Here is an 18,357-nt window from a genome sequence, read left to right as displayed (position 1 = left end):
TGATTGTTAATAAATCTAAAAACGTGCTAGAGGTCCAGTTCCAGCGGTAAAGCATTGGAAGGTGTTCCATACGAAGAGCATTCATTTAGAGGTGTCATTCATAACTCAAGAACAATACGTCATCATGACATAAATTAACACGACTATGAGAAGCACTACAATAGGTCGTCTCTCTTCATTTGTTAGGTTGTAAACGCATGTAAGCGCTTTTGATGACGATCTTCATAGGTGTGAAGTATACGACTTTCTGAGAACACAAAAAAGAGCGTCAAAATAGACGCTCCGTTCTCCAACTAGTATTGATTTGTATGGTTTTCATATAATGGAATGGAATCTCCAGATGGACCGTACGCTAAGCCGATTTGCTTCCAGCCATACTTTTCATAATAGCCTTCTAAGTCAGAGGTAAGGTACAACGAGCCGTAGCCTCGATTTGCGGCTTCTTTTAAGCCGTGCTCGAGTAATTTAGCTCCTAATTGCTGGCCGCGATGGTCTTCGCTTACGTATAAGCACGCTAGCCAAGGGCGCAAATCTTGACGACTGTTTAAGTCGTTTCGAAGAAGCGCATACGTTCCGATGATGGCGTTTCGATCATCAATCGCAACGTAGAAGCTCGGAAGTCCAGAAGGGTCTTGTAAGCTATGAACCATCGCATCTTCATAAAAAACTTTGCCGCCTTCTTCACCCCATGTTTTCCAGTAAAGGTCAACGGCCTCATTGAATTGTTCGTTCTTATCGGTTAATTGGATGACCTGCATGGGACCCCTCATCCTTCCTGTGTGTGTTTGCCAATCCAAACGTTCCCGGAGTCAATCAAGTAGAGGAGATCTCCGTTTGAAAGAACCATCGTTTCATAGACATTTCGTTTGTAACGATCTAATTCTTGTCTCGTTATGAGGTCATCCTCGAGCCATCCGTCAAAAATTTCTTTCGTCCAATCGGTCGTATGAATGCACAATTGCCAGTTCATATCGTTCACCTTCATCGGATCGTTTACGAATTTGTCAGTAGGAAACGCTCGTTGTTGCTCTCGCTGTTCGAACGTTTGGTCATAAAAATGGAGGCAATCACGATACGAAACGACGACTTGCGACTTCATGAAATCTGGGTCAAATAACCAAACCATTAAATCGTACGGCTCGTGTAACAATTGAAGTTGTTCATGCCAAGAATGATACACGTCCAACACCGCATCGAATACTTCCCGAACAAACCAAGCGGGTAGTTTCCCTTCAAAGGAAATGTAAAAAGGATGAATGGTTAATTTAACATATGTTCGTTTGTGTGCGTGTAATTCATCGAACGGGAACGTCATTGCATGACGTTTCCACCGATCAATCTTTCGCTTATGCCGCTTCCAGCCTCGAATTTTTTTCTTCTTTGAATGATAATGCATCGTTTCACCTTTGTTTTGTTCGTGCTAGTGACCATCATTTAGAGATTACGCACTAACCGAAGAGTCAGCATCCACTTTTTGCGATTTTACCCGTTTAATATTGATCTTCATTAAGATGGCGGTTACGAGTGCAACTGCGAGCAGAATCGTAAACAAAATGAATGCGGATGTAAATTCTCCTGTACGTTCAAACGTAAGACTCACAGCCATTGGACCAACAATGCCTGCCATTGCCCAGGCGGTAAGTGTGTAGCCGTGGATCGCACCGAGTTGCTTTGTACCGAACAAGTCGCCGATAAAAGCGGGAAGGCATGCAAATCCACCACCGTAACACGTCATGATCAAGTAAAGAAGAATGGAGAAGGCGATTTCGTTCGTTGTGAACGGTAAGGCGATAAAGGCGCCGAGTTGAATAATAAAGAAAATGATGTACATATTCGCTCGACCGATGTAATCAGAAAAGCTAGCCCAACCAATTCTACCAATTCCATTAAAGAAGCCCATCACTCCAACGACAGTCGCTGCGAATGCTGAAGTTGCACCGGTAATCGTTTCTGTCATGTTGGCAGCAACCGCAAGCAACATAATCCCTGCAGAGATGTTAATGAACATCATCACCCAAAGAAAGTAAAAGCGAGCGGTACGAAGCGCTTCGTTTGCCGTAAGTTGTGCCAGATCGACGGCAACGGTACGCGGCTGTTTACGTTCAGAATCGGTTTTCATGTTTTCTGGCTTCCAGCCTTCAGGAGGCGGTGAAAGGTAGCTCGCACCACTGACCATTAAGACGAGATAAAGCGTACCGAGAATGTTAAAGGTCATATGAATGGACGTTTGATTCATAAGAAATTCTGCAAACGGGCTCGTAATTAACGCACCAGCACCAAAACCGAGAACGGCCATTCCAGTTGCGAGTCCGCGCCGGTCGGGAAACCATTTAACGAGCGTTGAGACGGGCGATATGTATCCGATTCCGAGTCCAATTCCACCAACAACACCGTAAAAGAAAACAAACATGGCAATGCTTTCAAGTTGAATAGCTAAGCCCGCACCAAATGTCCCTGAGACGAACAGAGCGGTTGATATGAGTGCTGATTTCTTGGGACCGTTACGTTCCACGAACTTCCCCATAAAAGCGGCACTCATCCCAAGAAAGAAAATCGCAACCGTAAATGCAAGCGTAACAGACGTAATCGCCCATCCGAGAGAATCATTAATCGGGTTTTGATAAACGCTGTACGCATACACTGAGCCGATCGACAAATGAATGGCAATCGCAGAGAGGGCGATAAGCCAACGATTTCGGTGTGCTTCCATTGGAAACCCCTTTCAATAATTATTTAAAAATTAATAATACAAAAATAATAATAAACGCTTTAATTCGTCGTGTACAGTTAATCGCATCATAAAAAAGAGAAGTGTTGCAAGCTAGAATGATTAAACGGCACAAAAAAAGCGCGACGGGCAATCCTTCCGACGGGAGAGTCCCGATCCATCGCGCTTTTAAATGATCTTCATATTATACAGTTTTATACTTCGTACTGATTCCCGTCATTAAGTTTTTTGCTGCAACGTCATCTTCTGCTTTTTGCTTGCTCACTTTGTCAACGTAGGCTCTTAGCGTATCACTCTCCCTTTTGAAAAAAGCTTCGCTAATGATTCCTTGTTGCCGTGCGATATCGAGCACTTTAATTTTCTTTAGTGCATCATGATAGTTCATGACAGAAACTCCCTACCTTTAATTTTTGTCTAACGATCCATTTAGCTCTTCATCCTGGAATTTCAATGCATCGAACATTTGCAGATAGGCAAGCTCAATACACTTCGCATATAAACATATTATATTACGTGATTCTTGATTAAATGGTGAAAGTGAATCGACGGTTAAAATGCCTAAGTTTAAGATAGGTATGCAAATAAGGCTTTTGTAATTCCCTCTAGATTCTTCATTTTTTAACCAATCAGGATCTTCAGTTACATCATCAAGGTCGATGATTTCGTTTTTGCGATAACAACGTCCGCCTGTTGAATTATCGATGTCTAATTTTCGGCTGTTCGTATAATCTTTTGGGAAATTGAAACTTCCTGTATGGAAATCTAACGTATTGGTCGTAGGACTACTGAGCCAGACTGCGCATCGCTTACTATCGCCTCTTGAACTCGATAGTGATAACGGAAGTGTATCGATGATTTTCTTAATGACTTCAAGAGATTCTTCGTACGTTTGATGACAATCGTTTCGAAGTTCAATAAGGTCCTCAAACAAATGATTGATACTTTGTAATGAGTGATGGTATTGGGTGTTGGCGTCTTGTAAGTCATTGTTTTGGCTCGTTAAGGTTGAATTCTCTTGAGAGATGGCAAGAGCAGACGATTCACTTTCTAATGCCCTGAGTACGTTTTTTGCAAATCGACTCAAATAAAATGAACCGAGCACTAAGCCTATGATCAAGAGGATGGACAACACGGCGAATGTCCAATCGGGCATTCGGTCGATAATGCGAATCATAACATCTTCACCGATCATAATCCGAATCCCTCCATTACTATATGATATACAAGCAGTTTATTAATGGTGAAAACGCGTTAGAAGGGATTGCTTTAAAAATAGATCATTAAACATGGGTCTGTTTTCAAATGTAGCGTAGGTAAGAAGATTTATGTAAGGTCATCTTCCATGAGCGATTGAAAAGTGACAGATGGAAGAGCATACGACGTGTTGTACGTTGTGATGGTAAAGCAAAAGGAAGCCGATCTTTTGTACAAAATGATACAAAAACCGTCCCTCCATTTAGTTAATCTAACCAATGACGAGTCGTTAGACGAGCGATACGATGGGTAATATTGGTAGTTGAAACTAAGATCGTTGATAGAAAATCTAATTAAATATCATAAGAACAACGTGTTATTTCTTATACTGGTTAGTAAAACCTTTTGTGAAGCTAACTTAAGGAGTGAGAAAAATGGAGAACATGCATGAAATCTTAGATTATATAGAAACGTCGAAGGATCGTTCGATGTTGGCAACGGTTATTCATGTTGAAGGTTCTGCCTATCGAAAAGAAGGTGCATCGATGCTCGTCACCGCTGATGGGAATCAAGTAGGAGTGATGAGTGCGGGGTGTCTAGAAGAAGATATCATGGCTCGCTTTGAACATGTTTGGCATCACGGAGCAGATGTGTATGAATATGACATGCGAAGTGACGATCCATTTTCTTGGGGAGTGAACAATAGTGGTTGTAATGGAGTTGTTACCGTACTGCTTGAGCCGCTCACTGAGAAGCTTCAAAGCGAGCTTTTGCACGTAAAGGCTGAACTAATGAACGGTCACGCGATCCAAGTGATGAAGTTGATTCAAAAAGACGACGTACAGACGGTGTATCAAAGTACGTCTAACGATCACTTTGGAGAATTATCATTATTGAAGCAAGCGGTTGATGTTCCCATACGTAGTGGGATGTGGCAAGAGATGTTTGTTCATCGATATGAGCCCAAACCACGACTTTTTCTTTTCGGAGCGAATGTTGATGCAAGACCTGTCGCATCGTTTGCAGCAGCGTCAGGGTTCGACGTCATCGTTACTGATTGGCGCAGCGGTCTATGCCAAGATCACTATTTTCCTCATGCAACAAAGTTCATCATAGGGTTTCCTAAAGAAACGATCCCGACCATTTCATTTAGACCGACGGATTATGTTGTTGTGATGACACATCATTTTCATTACGACCGTGACATTGTCATCTCACTACAAGACTTGTCGCTTCGGTATTTAGGTGTTCTAGGATCTAAAAAAAGAACGAGGCGACTTCTAGGCACTTCCGTTATTCCGCCCACCATTACGACGCCACTTGGACTGTCAATTGGCGCTGAAGGGCCAGAACAAATTGCAATCAGTGTGGTCGCACAGTTAATTGAAGAAGAACAAAAAGGAGACGACCGACGTTCGCTATGGGATACACAATCGGCATCTATTTAGCAGCGGGAAGTAGCTCAAGAATGGGAAGAAACAAATTAGCCCTCCCATTGTTCAATACAACACTCGGTTCGGTTGCATTAAAAGTCGCACTTCAAAGTAATCTTGATGAAGTCTTGATCGTAAAACGAGCGGAAGATCGTCTAGAATGGGTCGATTCGTCATGTGAAGTTCAATTCCAATCCGTCACGTGTTGTGATGCTCATTTAGGGCAGGCGCATTCAATCGTTACTGGGATTAAAGCTGCGGTAACACGTGGTGCAGATGCAGTGATGATTATGTTGGCCGATCAACCATTTCTACGAATGCATCATCTAAATACGATGATGGAGGTTGCGACAAGAGAGCGTATTCAGTATATCGGTACAAATGCGGAGCGGCGCACACAACCGCCACTTTTATTTTCGAAAGAAGTCTTTCCAGACTTAATGAAGCTTGAAGGTGATGTCGGTGCCAGGAGACTATTGCCGACACTTACTGGAATGAGTCTCAATATAAAGGAAAGCAGGGAAGCGTATGACATTGATACAGAGGAACAGTATACATGGTTAATCAGTCAACAGAACATACCGTAAAGGCAAATACCGTAGTCCGAATCGCACATTCTATTGAAGAAGCTCTAGCGTTAAAGGTGCAATTTCCTAATTCTAGTCGGTTTATTTCTGGTGGTACCCTCATTCAATTAGAACGTGAGCAAGGCAACGAGTTGCCTGAACAATTGATAAGTTTGGAGCGTATTTCATCGTTATTTGGAATTGAAGAGACAGAAGGTTATGTACTCATAGGGGCGGCGACACCACTGAATCAATGTGCAAGCGTCGAGCTTTTACAGACCGTGATTCCAACAGTCGCGTCTAAGGCGGTGAGAAACCGGGCCACACTCGGTGGGAATTTGATGTATATGTGTGGCGATACGATTCCGGCATTAATTGCGCTCGGGGCAACGGTATCGATCGTTGAAGAAAATGGAGAACGGACCGTTTCGGTCACGGACTTCCTTTCATTAAGAGTAAATGAGCCTATCGTTACACAGATTCATATACCGAAAGAAAAGATTGAATCATTTTTTTATCAAAAGGTTGGCTTTCGAAAGTCATTTTCGAAGTCACAGTTAACTGTTGCAAGCATGATTAGCATCGACAAACAACGTGTTCAAAGCAACGTACGTCTTGTCTTCAGTGACGGAGAGCGGACTGCAATTCGTTTACCAACAACCGAACGAGTACTCGGAGGGCAGAAACTAACGAAGAGTGTCATTCAAAAGGTGAGTGAATCTTTAAATGAAGAATTGGCACGTATCAAAACAGCAACGACGTATCAACGCATGGTTACGAAGAATCTATTCATCTCAGAATTGATTAACAGAATGGAGGGATCTCTTGAGTAAATCACGCAAACGACCGGATGGGAACGACAAAGTGACAGGACAGTTAGCGTATTTAACCGACCGAACTTTTCCAGAAATGTTGTATGCGAAAGTATTAAGAAGTGCATATCCTCACGCGCGGATTCGTTCGATCTGTACAGAGCGTGCGAAAGAGCTTCCAGGCGTTAAAGCAATCATTACACACCAAGACGTACCTGGTGTCAATGGCTTTGGTATTATTACTCCTGATCAACCTGTGTTTTGTGATGAGACCGTACGTTTTATCGGTGATGCGGTTGCGGCTGTAGCTGCGACAAGCGTAGAAGTCGCTGAAGAAGCGATAAAACGTATTGATGTAACATACGATGTTTTGTCTGTACTTGATGATCCAGCGAAAAGCTTAGCGAAAGACGCACCAAAACTGCGTGATGACGGAAATGTGTTGTATAAAAAGAGTTTTACAAAAGGGGATGTGGCCGAAGGATTTAAGCACTGTACGGCGGTCGTTGAAGAAACGTATCACGTTCCAAGACAGATGCATGCGTATATGGAAACTGAAGGTGGTGTTGTCGTACCTGAGGCAGATGGTGGTATTACGGTCTATATGGGTACGCAACACGGTTTTAAAGATCAATTTCAATTGTCTCGTATTCTTGATTTACCTAAAGAGAGCATTCGCATCGTCTCAAGCCCGATGGGAGGATCATTTGGAGGGAAAGATGAATTAAACGTTCAACCGTACGCAGCGCTTTTGGCACTAAAAACGAACAAACCGGTAAAACTCCACCAAACCCGTGCTGAATCAGTCATTTCAAGCATTAAGCGGCATCCGATGGCAATTACGATTAAAACAGGGGCAGATGAAACGGGAAAAGTAATCGCGCACGATGTCAAAATCGTTGCTGACACAGGTCCGTATGCAACGCTTGGACCCGCAATATTGGATTTCGCAGTAGAACATAGTGCAGGTCCGTATCGTTTCGAACACGTAGCGGTCGATGGCACATCGGTGTTGACGAACAATGCCGTGTCTGGAGAGTTTCGAGGGTTCGGGGGTAACCAAATTACGTTCGCCCTAGAAAATCAAATGGATCGTCTTGCTGAGCAGGTAGGGATGTGCCCATTGGCATTACGCAAGTTGAATTTGCGTGGTGAGCATGATCTAGGACCACTCGAGCAGCGGATCGTACCGACAACCGGTGCAAGTGACGTGCTTGAGAATGTCGAACGATTAAAAGACCAACTTGAATTTAAAAAAGACCTTCCGTTTGTTCGCACAGGTGTAGGGATTGCGATGGCCATGCACGGTGGGGGATTGGGCTTTGGGCGTTTAGACGGTGCCGGAGGAAGGTTATCCTTAAGCGATGAGGGAAAAATCGACGTTTCTTTTGGCTTTGAAGAGGTCGGTCAAGGAATCGTTGCGGTCATTGAAGAATTAACAATAGCAGCACTGCATTGTGATGAAAACGACATTACAATTACGATTGGTGATACGAACCGAGTTCCACATTCAGGTTCAACAACGGCATCCCGAGGGACGAGTATGGTATGGCACGCCCTTGAGCGAATGAAGCAGGAGTTTAAAGAGAAACTTTGTGAACAAGCTGCATTAATTACGGATGAGCCAGTGAATGATCTATGTTTAGGGACCGGTGGGATTTACAAGGGCGAGGAGCAAGTACTCACGTATCGGTCGTTACGTGAACAAGTAACAAGTGAAGCGAATGTTGTCGTAGAGACATCGTTTGATTTTCCGACAACACCAGATGAAGTTGACGGTGGGCATTATTTGTACACGTTTGCAGGGGTTTTAGCAGCCGTTGAAGTTGATCTTCTTACCGGCCAAGTGAATGTTACTCATTTACATCAAGCGATTAGTGCAGGTGAGGTCGTTAATGAGCTTGGCTATAAAGGTCAAATTGAAGGTGGCGGTGTGATGAGTCTTGGTTACTCGATTATGGAAGACATGGGAATGGAGCAAGGGCACTATTTGAAACCGAACTTTGATACGTACATGTTGCCAACAATTTCCGATGTACCGAGGTTATCGGTGGATGCCATTGAGAAGCTACCGGATGGAGATGTACACGGACCACGAGGCGTCGGTGAAATCGGTACCGTAGCTGTCGCTCCCGCAATTACGAAAGCAATTCATGATGCACTCGGCATTTGGATAAACAAAATACCTGTTGATCCTTCAACGATTCTTCAGGCTATAGAGAAGGAAGGTGCTACGTGGTGGAACGAGCAACCGATTGTAAGCCACAAATGATTAGCATGACATTAAATGGTGAGCGTGTGTCTATTCAGGCGAATGAAACTGATCGACTGACCGACGTACTCCGTCATGGTGAACCATCCTTAACTGGAACGAAGTTATCATGTGGAATTGGTCGTTGCGGAGCGTGCTCTGTGTTAGTGAATGGAGAGCTCGTTAATTCTTGTTTACTCATGGCGTATCAAGTAGAAGGAGCTTCTGTGACAACGATCGAAGGCGTTGGGAAAGGGTCGCTAGATCCAATCCAAATTGCATTTATGGAAGAAGGCGGTTTTCAGTGTGGGTATTGTACACCTGGAATGGTCATGGCTGTAAAGGCACTTCTTTTAGAAAATCCTGAGCCTAATGATGAGCAAATTGTTGAAGGATTGTCCGGGAATATTTGTCGCTGTACAGGGTATGAAGGAATTAAACGTGCCGTACGAGCGGCAATTAGAAAACAAAACTAACCGTCCGTAAATTTACGGACGGTTAGTTTTGTAGATCGATTGACCGCGATAGAAGGTTTCTTTAATTCGATGAGGAAATCGATGTCCGAGGTAGAGGCTGTCTTTATGCTTAGAGTGTAACGTTTCTTCTGTGACAGCATCATATTCGTTCTTGTTAACGACAACAAGATCTGCGAGCTTTCCTTCTTCAATACTTCCACGATCACGAGTAAGTTTGAAGCGTGAGGCAGGTGCTGTAGCTGTTAACTGGGCGACATCTTGGATGGTTAATGATGTCGTTTCCGTAAGTTCAAGTAAACTAAGCAACGTAAATTGCCCTCCATTAATGCCACCCCAAGCAGTAAAGAAATTGCCTGTTTGTTTTAACGTATTTGGACTTGGTGAATGGTCCGATGCAACGAAGTCAATCTGTCCATTTACGAGTGCTTGAACGAGTCGCTCTCGGTGTTCTTCATTACGTAACGGTGGCGCGCACTTTGCGTGCACCCCCTGTTCATACATCGCTTGATCATTGAACAATAAGTAATGGGGGCACGTTTCAACGGTCACATCGAGTCCTTGTTGTTTGGCTTCTTGAATGAGTTGTAGCGTACTCGTATTACTGATATGGACGAAATGCAAGGCACAACCGGTTAGTTCAGCGAATGATAAGCTGCGTTTGACTGCCTCACTTTCAGCGATAATAGGGCGCATGTGAGAGTATGCTTGAACCTGATCTTCAATGTTCACGTTACGTTCTAAGTGCTCAATGATCGGTGTGCTTTCTGCATGTAAGGCAAGGACGCTCCCTAAGCGAGCGATTTCCCGCATGCCTTCTAGTAATGTTTGATCGTCTGTGTGATTGAATTCTTTTGTTCCTGATGGTGATAGGAAGGCTTTAAAGCCAATTACGCCGAGATTATGGAGGGAAGCAAGTTCAGAAAGGTTACCTGGAACTAGTCCGCCCCATAATCTGAAGTCATTGATCGATTTTTCACTACCGATTTTTTTCTTCTCATGAAAAGCGTTCTCGTTAACCGTTGCAGGAATGCTGTTTAGCGGCATATCAAAGTACGTTGTACAACCCCCAGCGGCGAGCATTTGTGATCCAGTCGTAAACCCTTCCCAATGATCCCGTCCTGGCTCATTGAGATGAACATGGGCGTCAATGACACCAGGCAACACGTAACAGTTTTCAGCATTGTAGACGGGGCTGCTTGCTACTTGAAGGGATGGCGATAAGGCAACAATTTTTCCATCTTGAATGCCGATGTCGACATTCTTCACTTCATGTGGCAACACAACAACGCCGTTTTTTATGATGAGATCATACACATCTACACACGCTCCTTGTTGCTGGCTTGATTTTCGTAATAGGTGAGCGCTGCCTGAACACCATTTCCTCTAGATAAATTAACGCCATAGTAAGTGAGCGCAGCTTCTAGTGCTGCAAGTACGAAAAGGACATTTTCTTTTCGACAACTTGCTCCCATCGTTCCAATTCGCCAAATTTTCCCGTGTAATGATCCGAAGGAACTTGCAATTTCAACGCCAAAATGCTCAAGCATAAAAGCGCGAACTTGATCTGCATCAATGCCTTCTGGAACGTTAACACACGTAACGACAGGCAGTTTATAGTCTTCTTGAACGAACAACGTTAAACCTAAAGCACGAATGCCTGCAATAAGAGCGGCTTCATGAGTGCGGTGACGTTCAAAGCGGTCTTCTAATCCCTCATTCAGTACCATCGTTAAACCAGTGTGGAGTGCATAGAGCATCGACGTTGCTTCCGTATGATGATTAAGTCGTCTTGGACCCCAATACTCTTGAAGTTGGCTCAAGTCAAAGTAATTGCTCGGAATGATGTTGTTTTGTTGAGGTGTTTGCAAGTCATCGTCGGTTGCAATTCCACGTTCGATTTTTTTCCTTTTTTGTAGCACGCTTTCAATACGTTCGTTATACGTAATCGGTGCCATGCCAGAAGGAACCGACAAGCACTTTTGTGTACCGCCGATACAAGCATCAATTTGCCACTCATCTACGTTTACTTCTGTGCCTCCAATTGTTGCAACCGCATCAACAATAAATAACGCATCCACATTAAGGCAAGCCTGACCGATCTGATCGATCGGTTGCATACATCCTGTTGACGTTTCGCCATGCACAATTGCAACGACATGGGGGCGAATGCGATAAATCTCATCAATGATCGTTGTTTGTGAGAAGACAGTGCCTTGAGGTTGCTCGATCGTGACAACATTTGCCCCATACCGTTCACAAATTTCTTGCAATAGATAACCGAAACGGCCGTACACAGGAATAAGGACTGTTTCCCCACGGGATACCACACTTGCGAGTACAGATTCAATCCCTGATCGTGACGTGCCGTCGATCGGAAAAGCCCAACGGTTTTTCGTTTGGAACAGTGAACGAAGCATGTGCATCGTATCATTCATCATATTCGTAAACGCAGGATCAAACTGACCAAGAATTGGAGCAGACATTGCTCGCAATACGACGGGGTCAACTTCAACCGGACCAGGTGTCATAATCGTTCGTTTAGGAGAGAGATGATTCGTCATGATAAGAGCTCCTTTTCTCGTAGGCAAGTGTATAAATCATTGATTTTAAGACGTCAACGCCTGCACGTAAATGATGCTCTGCGGTGAACTCTTTCGGTGAGTGGCTAATGCCATCTTTGCTTGGGACAAATAATAACGACGTTTTACAATGAGTCCCGAAGATTTGAGCATCATGTCCAGCACCACTGTGCATAAATTTCGTTTGATAGTTGAGTCGTTCGCTCTCTTTATAGGCAAGTTCAACAAGTGAAGCATCCATATTGACTGGTTTGACGTTCGTCCATCGGTTCACATGTACGTTAACTCGTTTTTCTCGCTCTAATTGAGCAATAAGGGTGTTCATTTCCTGTTCGTACAATTCAAGGGTTGTAACGCTCGGGTGTCTAACGTCGAGTGAAAACGTCACTTGATGACAAATGACGTTTGGGGTATTTGGTTTCGCTTCAATTTTACCGACAGTACTCACTAAGTCGTCATCTAGACGGCGAGCGATCTGAGTAAACGAAGTCATAAGACTTGCAGCACTTTCCATGGCGTCGACTCTTCGATTCATCGGTGTTGTTCCGGCATGATCACTCTTGCCATTCACGACAATCGTGTAGCGACGCTGTCCGACGATGCTTTGTACAATGCCGATGTCTTGATGATCTTGCTCGAGGACACAGCCTTGTTCGATATGCACTTCCAAAAAGTGTGACAAGTCTCCTCGATAAGGCTGTGGATAGCGACCGAGCCCGAATCCTTTTTCAATCATTGCACTGTACAATGATACGTCTTCGTGGTCGACAATTTCAGTCGATACAATCTGTTTATGTTTGTTTGTTATATTTCCTGACCCCCAAAATGTTAAAGGGAAGCGACTGCCTTCTTCTTCACACAATGAAGCGACTTCAATCGTTTGAAGTGGTCTTCCGTGTTGTTCAAGAAGTTCCCTGACCGCAATCCAAGCAGCGGCAATGCCATACACCCCGTCGTATTTACCACCGTCAATCACCGTGTCAATATGGGAGCCAACGAGTATGGCTTCTTTATGATTTCTGTTTATACCTTCTACTCTTCCGAATAAATTCCCTACATCATCAAAGTACGGCGTTAAGCTTGATTGCTGGAATTGGTCAAATAACGCATTCTGGGCATTCATCCAATCGTTTGAATAAAGAAGCCTCGTATTCCCTGTATCACTCGATTTACCGAAAGTATGCAGCCAATCAAGTATGGATTGGACCGTCGTTGATTGATTCAAGAGCGATTGTTGTTTCAAGTTTTGCCTCCTTAACTCGAACAATTTGTTAGGTGATCTTACATACTATCTTCGTTTTTTCTAGTTTACTGGTATGATGTGAGGAAATCATTAGATGTTTCGTGAGTTTTCTTTCGATTTCTTGTACAACATAACCAATTGTTTGGAGGCGATCATCATGCAACTCGGACACATTCTACAATTACCGATTTTTCAAGAAGCAGACGTTATTTCAGGAAGTAGTGGCCTTTGGCGGAATGTCGAAAACGTCAATATGATGGATGCACCTGATATCGCTGACTATCTAAAACAAGATGAGCTTCTTATTACAACGGCATACCATTTCAAAGAAGATCCAACGAGTCTAAAGCAGTTAATCGAAAAAATGGCGCGAAGAGGTTGTGCTGGGCTCGGAATTAAGACGAAACGTTTTCTGGCATCCATTCCAGAAGACGTAAGGGCATATGCGGATGCCTTGCATTTTCCAATCATTGAATTGCCTTTTCACGTTCGATTAGGATCGATCGTGAATCAGACACTAAGCGCGATTTTAAACGTTCAAACGTTAGAGATGAAAGAAGCGATGGCAGCGCATCAAACGTTTTCAGAAAGTGTGATGAGCGGAAAAGGGTTAAGTCACTTGCTAACAACGGTGTCAGACGTTGTAAGTCTTCCGGTTTATTTACTGAATCATCAATCAATTTTAGTTGCAACGTCAGGAAAGGATCACTCGAACTTAGAGACCTTGAATGAGTCCATTAGTGGAAAACAGCAGTGCTTTTTGTCCCAAACTCATCATACGTACTTTTCTCTTGTCGACAGTAAGCAAGTCGTTACCGCATTTGCAGTAGAGATGAGCAACATCACTAAAGGGATGTTAGTCGTTTTAAGTGATACTCCTTTAACGCATCGGACGATTTTAACGTTAGAACAAGCAACGAATGTAATTGCCTTTGAAGTGATGAAAGAGAACGCAGTCAAACAATACACGCAACGTGCGCGCAACGAGTTTTTTAAAAATTATTTAGACGATGCTTTTCTAACCAATGACGAAGTAATTAGTCGAGCAAAAGAGTTCGACATTTACAACAATCAACAATTTAGCTGTTTTGTAGGAAAAATGGATGCCTGTGAGGCAACACTTGGTTTTAAACAAAACGTTATCGAAGTTGAGAAAGTATTTGCGTTAATTGAAGAGGAGCTCGCAATGTTCGCGATTCCAACCTATGTCTTTATGAATGGTAATTATTGTTGTATTCTCGCTGAGGAAACTGGAGAAGTTCATCCGAGTGACTGGCATTCGCCTACACGAATGATGGTAGAGATGATTCAAGATCATGTCATTCAACAACTGGGTCGGTCCGTGTCATTTGGGATTAGTAACATTTGTCATGAGTTCCTCGATGTAAAAGCAGGTTATTCAGAAGCGCTAAACGCCCTAAACTCGGGGCTATTATCAGGCAATCGCCAATTTATTCAAGCGTATCATACGAAAGATGTTAGCGAGTTATTGCGAATGATTCCAGGTGAAGATTTACGTAGTTTCTGTGAATATACGTTACAGCGAATTGATGATTCTGACTTGTTACACACGTTAGCCGTTTATTTAGAAACGCATTGTCAGATTACCGAGACTGCCAATCGTTTGTATGTTCATCGTAACACCGTCATTTACCGTCTAGAAAAGATTGAAGATTTACTTGGTAAAAAAGTTAACGAACCTGAAACGACGCTGCAGTTGAGAATTGCCTTTCGAATCCATCCTACATTGAATGCTTCATTGTAAACATGTTCTAATTTTAGCGAATAGATTTAGACGAAGTACACAAAGACAGTTTGTCTTTCCTCTTCTACGATGAAAGGAACGAAAGGAGTGTTCGAGTTGGTAACCTTGAAACAGCTAAATGAAAATGACACTCACTTTTTTACGGACACGTTATCAGACGTCTTTGAACATTCACCGTGGGTTGCTGAGGAAGCTGCCGACAATCGTCCATATAAAACAGTTGTAGAAGTGCATGAACGTATGGTGATGAGTGTGGAAGAAGCGGACGTTGAGGATCAATTAACGTTAATTCGGTCTCACCCAAAGCTCGGGGCACGAGAAAAGATGGCACCAATGTCAGTTGCGGAACAGCGCAAAGTCGGATTGGATCAATTAAGTGATGAGGAGTACGAGACGTTTTTACAGTTAAATGAACAATATGTGGAAACGTTTGGGTTTCCTTTTATAAAGGCAGTTAAAGGTCAATCAAAAGATGCGATTGTTGAAGCGATTCAGAGAAGGTTGTTGTTAACAAAAGAAGAAGAAGTCTCAACTGCATTACAGGAAATCTATAAAATTGCTTACTTTCGCTTATGTGATCGGATTCAAGGTTAACAAGTTTCGAGGAGGTAATCATCGTGGACGAGAGAGAAATGATGACGTATGGAAAAGGAAATGTTTTTGCTTACCGTACGTTTATGGAGCCCGTTGTAGCGAGTAGACAAATCCCTGAATCGTCATTTAAAGAGCGGGACAATACGGTATTTGGAATAGATGTGACGGTAGAAGTAGGAGGGAAGGAATTTTTATCTTCATTTACTGAAGGAGACAACTCGAAGGTCGTTGCAACGGATTCAATGAAGAACTTTATTCAACGGCATTTAGCGACTTTTCCTGGTACAACGGCTGAGCAATTTGTACACTATGTCGCTCATGCGTTTCTTGAACACTATGCTCACATCGAGACGGTCAAGATGACGGCAGATTTATTACCATTTGAGGCAACTGTTACAACGGAGAATGATGAGCCTAAAATTAGTGATCTTGTTTACAAGAAGTCTAGAAACGAAAAGTTGAAAGCATCTATTCATATGGAACGTCGTGAAGGGGCAATAGCAAGTGTACAGCAGATGAGTGAACTCACGGATTTGCAGCTGATTAAAGTGAAAGACAATTCGTTTGTCGGTTTTATTCGAGATGAGTATACAACATTACCAGAAGATGGGAATCGACCGCTTTTTATTTATTTGAACATAGGATGGACGTATGAACCAGGAGGAGAAGAAGAGGATGGATTCGTTGCTCACGAGCAAGTGAAAGACATTGCGAGTACAGTTTTTCACGAAACCGCATCACCATCCATTCAAAGCTTAATCTATCACATCGGGTTACGGATGTTGCAACGTTTTCCTTCATTAAAAGACGTTCGCTTTGAATCGCAGAATCGCACGTGGGATACAGTTGTTGAACAAGTACCAGATTCTGAAGGCAAGGTGTATACAGAACCACGTTTACCGTATGGTTTTCAACGATTCCAAGTGACGCGGGCGGACTTAGAAAACGAGCGACAGTCTGCCAACATTGGCGTAGAGGAGAGTCATCGTTAAAAGGAGGAGAGAGAATTGGGAAAGGTAACGACACACGTTCTAGATCTCTCAAACGGTGTACCTGCGAAACATGTACACATTAAATTGTATTCTATTAATCTTGGTGAACGAGAAGAAAACCTTCAAGAGGCTTGGACGAATGGTGACGGTCGAGTCGATGAACCTCTTTTGCAAGGTGAACAGCTTGAATTAGGGATATTTGAATTAGAGTTTCATGTTGGGGATTATTTTAATGAACAGAGCTTCTATGAAACGGTACCGATCCGTTTTAAAATTACCGATCCAGATGAGCATTACCACGTGCCGTTATTAATCTCTCCTTGGGGATATCAAACGTACAGAGGAAGTTAAATGAATGCAATAAGTTGAGTTGAATGAAGGAATCGAGTACACTTTCTAATAGAAAAGACATACTAAGGCTGTGTTAACGTGAAGTGGCTCGACATCTTATTTCCATTAATTGCGCTCATCTACTTGTTGTTTTTTAATTGGTATACGAGTGTGTTCGGAGTCATAACCGCACTGTTCGTTACGTTAGTTGCTGCGATGGCAGTTGCGAATTTAGCGCTACGTATCACAAGAAGACACCGAAGAAAAAAGCAACAAAAATAGGGCGAACCCTACAGCTTACAGACCTGTAAACTGTGGGGTTCGCTTTTCTTTGAAGGCGTTTAATCCTTCTTTATGATCGCTTGTGTTACCAGCTTTAAGCTGAGCGCGGGCTTCATGATTCAAATACGTTTCATAGTCTTCTTGTAGTCCACCGAAGAGCAGCTCTTTCGTTAATCGAAGGGCCTCAGTAGGCATGGTGGCAATTGTCTTCGCAAATTGTTCAACGCCTTCTTGCCAATCATCGTGGATGTAGCAAGTGGCAAGATGTAGAGAAATTGCTTCTTCACCTGAGATTTTTTCATTTAATGTAGCGATCTCAAATGCCTTCGCTGAACCGACAAGGCGTGGTAGGTCATACATCATCCCTGCATCCGGTACTAAGCCGATGTTTGTAAATGCACTAATAAAAGTCGTGTTTGCATGAACGAGGCGATAGTCACAAGCGAGCGCAAGGCTCATACCTGCACCAGCAGCGATACCATTTACAGCAGCAATAAGTGGTGTCTTTGTCGCGCGCATGACTCGTAACAGCGGATGATAGTTGTTTTCTAGCAACTGATCGTATGTTTCTTCGGATTTCATTGCTTTTAAATCCTGACCTGAGCAAAACGCTTTGCCAGCACCCGTAATCACAATCGCTCGAACTTGATCATTTCGATCGGAGTCTTCAATAATGCTTGTAAGCGATTGCAATAGACTCGGTGTGAATGCATTATAATAGGTAGGTCGTTGAAACGTGACGTAGCAGACGTTCTCTCGTAGTTGAACGAGAAGTTCGTCGGTGGTTTTCGTCTCGTTATTCATCGACATCTTCGCCAATCATTAGCGTAACTAAAGATCCTGCAAAGCTCATTAAATCCTTTCCAGATGCTTTACCTTCATCGCTTTTAAGTCCTGCTTTTAAGGCGTTATGAGATTCATAAACCATTTCACACATGAGGTAATAATCGCTTTCTTTTCCCATCGGTGTACCAACAAACTTCGTAACGTTCATTTCTTTTAATCCAGGAATTTTCTTCGTGATTGGCGCATGTGTGTTGAAGTAATGTTCATCAAATGCTGCTTTGTCTTCCGGTTGCTTATACAGTGCGATTAATTTAGCCATTGTAATT

The 18,357-nt window shown here is 43.1% G+C and carries 18 protein-coding genes and 1 pseudogene; 9 read left to right on the top strand and 10 right to left on the bottom strand.

Features of this window, described 5'->3' with window-relative positions:
• Positions 1-293: 293 nt before the first annotated feature.
• The 5 genes from JOD17_RS04010 to JOD17_RS03990 all read right to left on the bottom strand — a co-directional run bounded on the left by JOD17_RS04010 (position 294) and on the right by JOD17_RS03990 (position 3,920).
• Positions 294-758, bottom strand: a complete 465-nt coding sequence (locus JOD17_RS04010; protein WP_204695809.1) for a GNAT family N-acetyltransferase — start codon at positions 756-758, stop codon at positions 294-296.
• Positions 759-766: 8 nt separating this feature from the next.
• Positions 767-1,396, bottom strand: coding sequence for a hypothetical protein (locus JOD17_RS04005; protein WP_204695808.1), 630 nt, complete (start codon positions 1,394-1,396; stop codon positions 767-769).
• 45 nt (positions 1,397-1,441) lie between these two features.
• Positions 1,442-2,710: an L-lactate MFS transporter gene (locus JOD17_RS04000; RefSeq protein ID WP_204695807.1), complete on the bottom strand. Its 1,269-nt coding sequence runs from the start codon at positions 2,708-2,710 to the stop codon at positions 1,442-1,444.
• Between the two features lie 202 nt (positions 2,711-2,912).
• Positions 2,913-3,113, bottom strand: coding sequence for a hypothetical protein (locus tag JOD17_RS03995; protein WP_204695806.1), 201 nt, complete (start codon positions 3,111-3,113; stop codon positions 2,913-2,915).
• 18 nt (positions 3,114-3,131) lie between these two features.
• A complete protein-coding gene (locus JOD17_RS03990; protein ID WP_204695805.1) occupies positions 3,132-3,920 on the bottom strand; it encodes a GAF domain-containing protein in 789 nt (262 codons plus the stop codon).
• A 436-nt stretch (positions 3,921-4,356) separates the two neighbouring features.
• On the opposite strand from JOD17_RS03990, the gene JOD17_RS03985 reads away from it, so the two are divergent.
• From JOD17_RS03985 to JOD17_RS03965, 5 genes are read left to right on the top strand one after another with little or no spacing between them, the layout of a single operon-like run.
• Positions 4,357-5,370 carry an XdhC family protein gene (locus JOD17_RS03985; protein ID WP_204695804.1) on the top strand — a complete coding sequence of 338 codons (1,014 nt, stop codon included), beginning with the start codon at positions 4,357-4,359 and terminating at the stop codon, positions 5,368-5,370.
• A 20-nt stretch (positions 5,371-5,390) separates the two neighbouring features.
• On the top strand, positions 5,391-5,942 hold the full coding sequence (locus JOD17_RS03980) for an NTP transferase domain-containing protein (protein WP_204695803.1): 552 nt from the start codon (positions 5,391-5,393) through the stop codon (positions 5,940-5,942).
• On the top strand, positions 5,912-6,754 hold the full coding sequence (locus JOD17_RS03975) for an FAD binding domain-containing protein (RefSeq protein WP_204695802.1): 843 nt from the start codon (positions 5,912-5,914) through the stop codon (positions 6,752-6,754). Before JOD17_RS03980 ends, JOD17_RS03975 begins: the two co-directional genes overlap by 31 nt.
• On the top strand, positions 6,747-9,005 hold the full coding sequence (gene pucD / locus JOD17_RS03970; RefSeq protein WP_204695801.1) for a xanthine dehydrogenase subunit D: 2,259 nt from the start codon (positions 6,747-6,749) through the stop codon (positions 9,003-9,005). The genes JOD17_RS03975 and pucD overlap by 8 nt, the downstream gene beginning before the upstream one ends.
• The gene (locus tag JOD17_RS03965; RefSeq protein WP_204696077.1) at positions 9,002-9,460 is read left to right on the top strand and encodes a (2Fe-2S)-binding protein; all 459 of its coding nucleotides are present in this window, start codon (positions 9,002-9,004) and stop codon (positions 9,458-9,460) included. The genes pucD and JOD17_RS03965 overlap by 4 nt, the downstream gene beginning before the upstream one ends.
• A gap of 12 nt (positions 9,461-9,472) precedes the next feature.
• Here the strand turns inward: JOD17_RS03965 and allB are convergent, their stop codons facing one another.
• From allB to JOD17_RS03950, 3 genes are read right to left on the bottom strand one after another with little or no spacing between them, the layout of a single operon-like run.
• Positions 9,473-10,774 (bottom strand): allantoinase AllB, encoded by a 1,302-nt coding sequence (allB, locus tag JOD17_RS03960; protein ID WP_204695800.1) that lies wholly within the window; start codon positions 10,772-10,774, stop codon positions 9,473-9,475.
• A 2-nt stretch (positions 10,775-10,776) separates the two neighbouring features.
• Entirely contained in the window at positions 10,777-12,021 is a 1,245-nt protein-coding gene (locus JOD17_RS03955) for a pyridoxal-phosphate-dependent aminotransferase family protein (RefSeq protein ID WP_204695799.1), read from the bottom strand.
• Positions 11,999-13,282: a M20 family metallo-hydrolase gene (locus tag JOD17_RS03950; protein WP_204695798.1), complete on the bottom strand. Its 1,284-nt coding sequence runs from the start codon at positions 13,280-13,282 to the stop codon at positions 11,999-12,001. The genes JOD17_RS03955 and JOD17_RS03950 overlap by 23 nt, the downstream gene beginning before the upstream one ends.
• 157 nt (positions 13,283-13,439) lie before the next feature.
• Between JOD17_RS03950 and JOD17_RS03945 the strand changes: the two genes are divergently transcribed.
• From JOD17_RS03945 to JOD17_RS03930, 4 genes and pseudogenes are all read left to right on the top strand, one after another.
• Entirely contained in the window at positions 13,440-15,047 is a 1,608-nt protein-coding gene (locus JOD17_RS03945) for a PucR family transcriptional regulator (RefSeq protein WP_204695797.1), read from the top strand.
• Positions 15,048-15,143: 96 nt separating this feature from the next.
• Positions 15,144-16,633, top strand: a pseudogene (gene pucL / locus JOD17_RS03940) (factor-independent urate hydroxylase).
• Positions 16,634-16,648: 15 nt separating this feature from the next.
• Entirely contained in the window at positions 16,649-16,984 is a 336-nt protein-coding gene (gene uraH, locus JOD17_RS03935; protein WP_204695796.1) for a hydroxyisourate hydrolase, read from the top strand.
• Positions 16,985-17,062: 78 nt separating this feature from the next.
• On the top strand, positions 17,063-17,245 hold the full coding sequence (locus JOD17_RS03930; RefSeq protein WP_204695795.1) for a hypothetical protein: 183 nt from the start codon (positions 17,063-17,065) through the stop codon (positions 17,243-17,245).
• A gap of 15 nt (positions 17,246-17,260) precedes the next feature.
• Here JOD17_RS03930 and JOD17_RS03925 read toward each other — a convergent pair whose 3' ends face one another.
• Positions 17,261-18,049 carry an enoyl-CoA hydratase/isomerase family protein gene (locus tag JOD17_RS03925; RefSeq protein ID WP_204695794.1) on the bottom strand — a complete coding sequence of 263 codons (789 nt, stop codon included), beginning with the start codon at positions 18,047-18,049 and terminating at the stop codon, positions 17,261-17,263.
• Positions 18,042-18,350, bottom strand: a complete 309-nt coding sequence (locus JOD17_RS03920) for an EthD family reductase (protein ID WP_042359531.1) — start codon at positions 18,348-18,350, stop codon at positions 18,042-18,044. The genes JOD17_RS03925 and JOD17_RS03920 overlap by 8 nt, the downstream gene beginning before the upstream one ends.
• Between the last annotated feature and the right edge of the window lie 7 nt (positions 18,351-18,357).

The organism is Geomicrobium sediminis, assembly GCF_016908595.1.
GTDB lineage: Bacteria > Bacillota > Bacilli > Bacillales > Marinococcaceae > Geomicrobium_A > Geomicrobium_A sediminis.
The sequence above is the reverse complement of the archived record's forward strand: the minus strand, read 5'-3'. Positions and strand labels throughout refer to the sequence as shown.

What these genes read in the sequence shown, in the direction of transcription:
- JOD17_RS04010 (WP_204695809.1), bottom strand. Translation starts at nt 758, where the DNA reads ATGCAGGTCATCCAATTAACCGATAAGAACGAACAATTCAATGAGGCC.
- JOD17_RS04005 (WP_204695808.1), bottom strand. Translation starts at nt 1,396, where the DNA reads ATGCATTATCATTCAAAGAAGAAAAAAATTCGAGGCTGGAAGCGGCAT.
- JOD17_RS04000 (WP_204695807.1), bottom strand. Translation starts at nt 2,710, where the DNA reads ATGGAAGCACACCGAAATCGTTGGCTTATCGCCCTCTCTGCGATTGCC.
- JOD17_RS03995 (WP_204695806.1), bottom strand. Translation starts at nt 3,113, where the DNA reads ATGAACTATCATGATGCACTAAAGAAAATTAAAGTGCTCGATATCGCA.
- JOD17_RS03990 (WP_204695805.1), bottom strand. Translation starts at nt 3,920, where the DNA reads ATGATCGGTGAAGATGTTATGATTCGCATTATCGACCGAATGCCCGAT.
- JOD17_RS03985 (WP_204695804.1), top strand. Translation starts at nt 4,357, where the DNA reads ATGGAGAACATGCATGAAATCTTAGATTATATAGAAACGTCGAAGGAT.
- JOD17_RS03980 (WP_204695803.1), top strand. Translation starts at nt 5,391, where the DNA reads ATGGGAAGAAACAAATTAGCCCTCCCATTGTTCAATACAACACTCGGT.
- JOD17_RS03975 (WP_204695802.1), top strand. Translation starts at nt 5,912, where the DNA reads ATGGTTAATCAGTCAACAGAACATACCGTAAAGGCAAATACCGTAGTC.
- JOD17_RS03965 (WP_204696077.1), top strand. Translation starts at nt 9,002, where the DNA reads ATGATTAGCATGACATTAAATGGTGAGCGTGTGTCTATTCAGGCGAAT.
- JOD17_RS03955 (WP_204695799.1), bottom strand. Translation starts at nt 12,021, where the DNA reads ATGACGAATCATCTCTCTCCTAAACGAACGATTATGACACCTGGTCCG.
- JOD17_RS03945 (WP_204695797.1), top strand. Translation starts at nt 13,440, where the DNA reads ATGCAACTCGGACACATTCTACAATTACCGATTTTTCAAGAAGCAGAC.
- JOD17_RS03925 (WP_204695794.1), bottom strand. Translation starts at nt 18,049, where the DNA reads ATGAATAACGAGACGAAAACCACCGACGAACTTCTCGTTCAACTACGA.
- JOD17_RS03920 (WP_042359531.1), bottom strand. Translation starts at nt 18,350, where the DNA reads ATGGCTAAATTAATCGCACTGTATAAGCAACCGGAAGACAAAGCAGCA.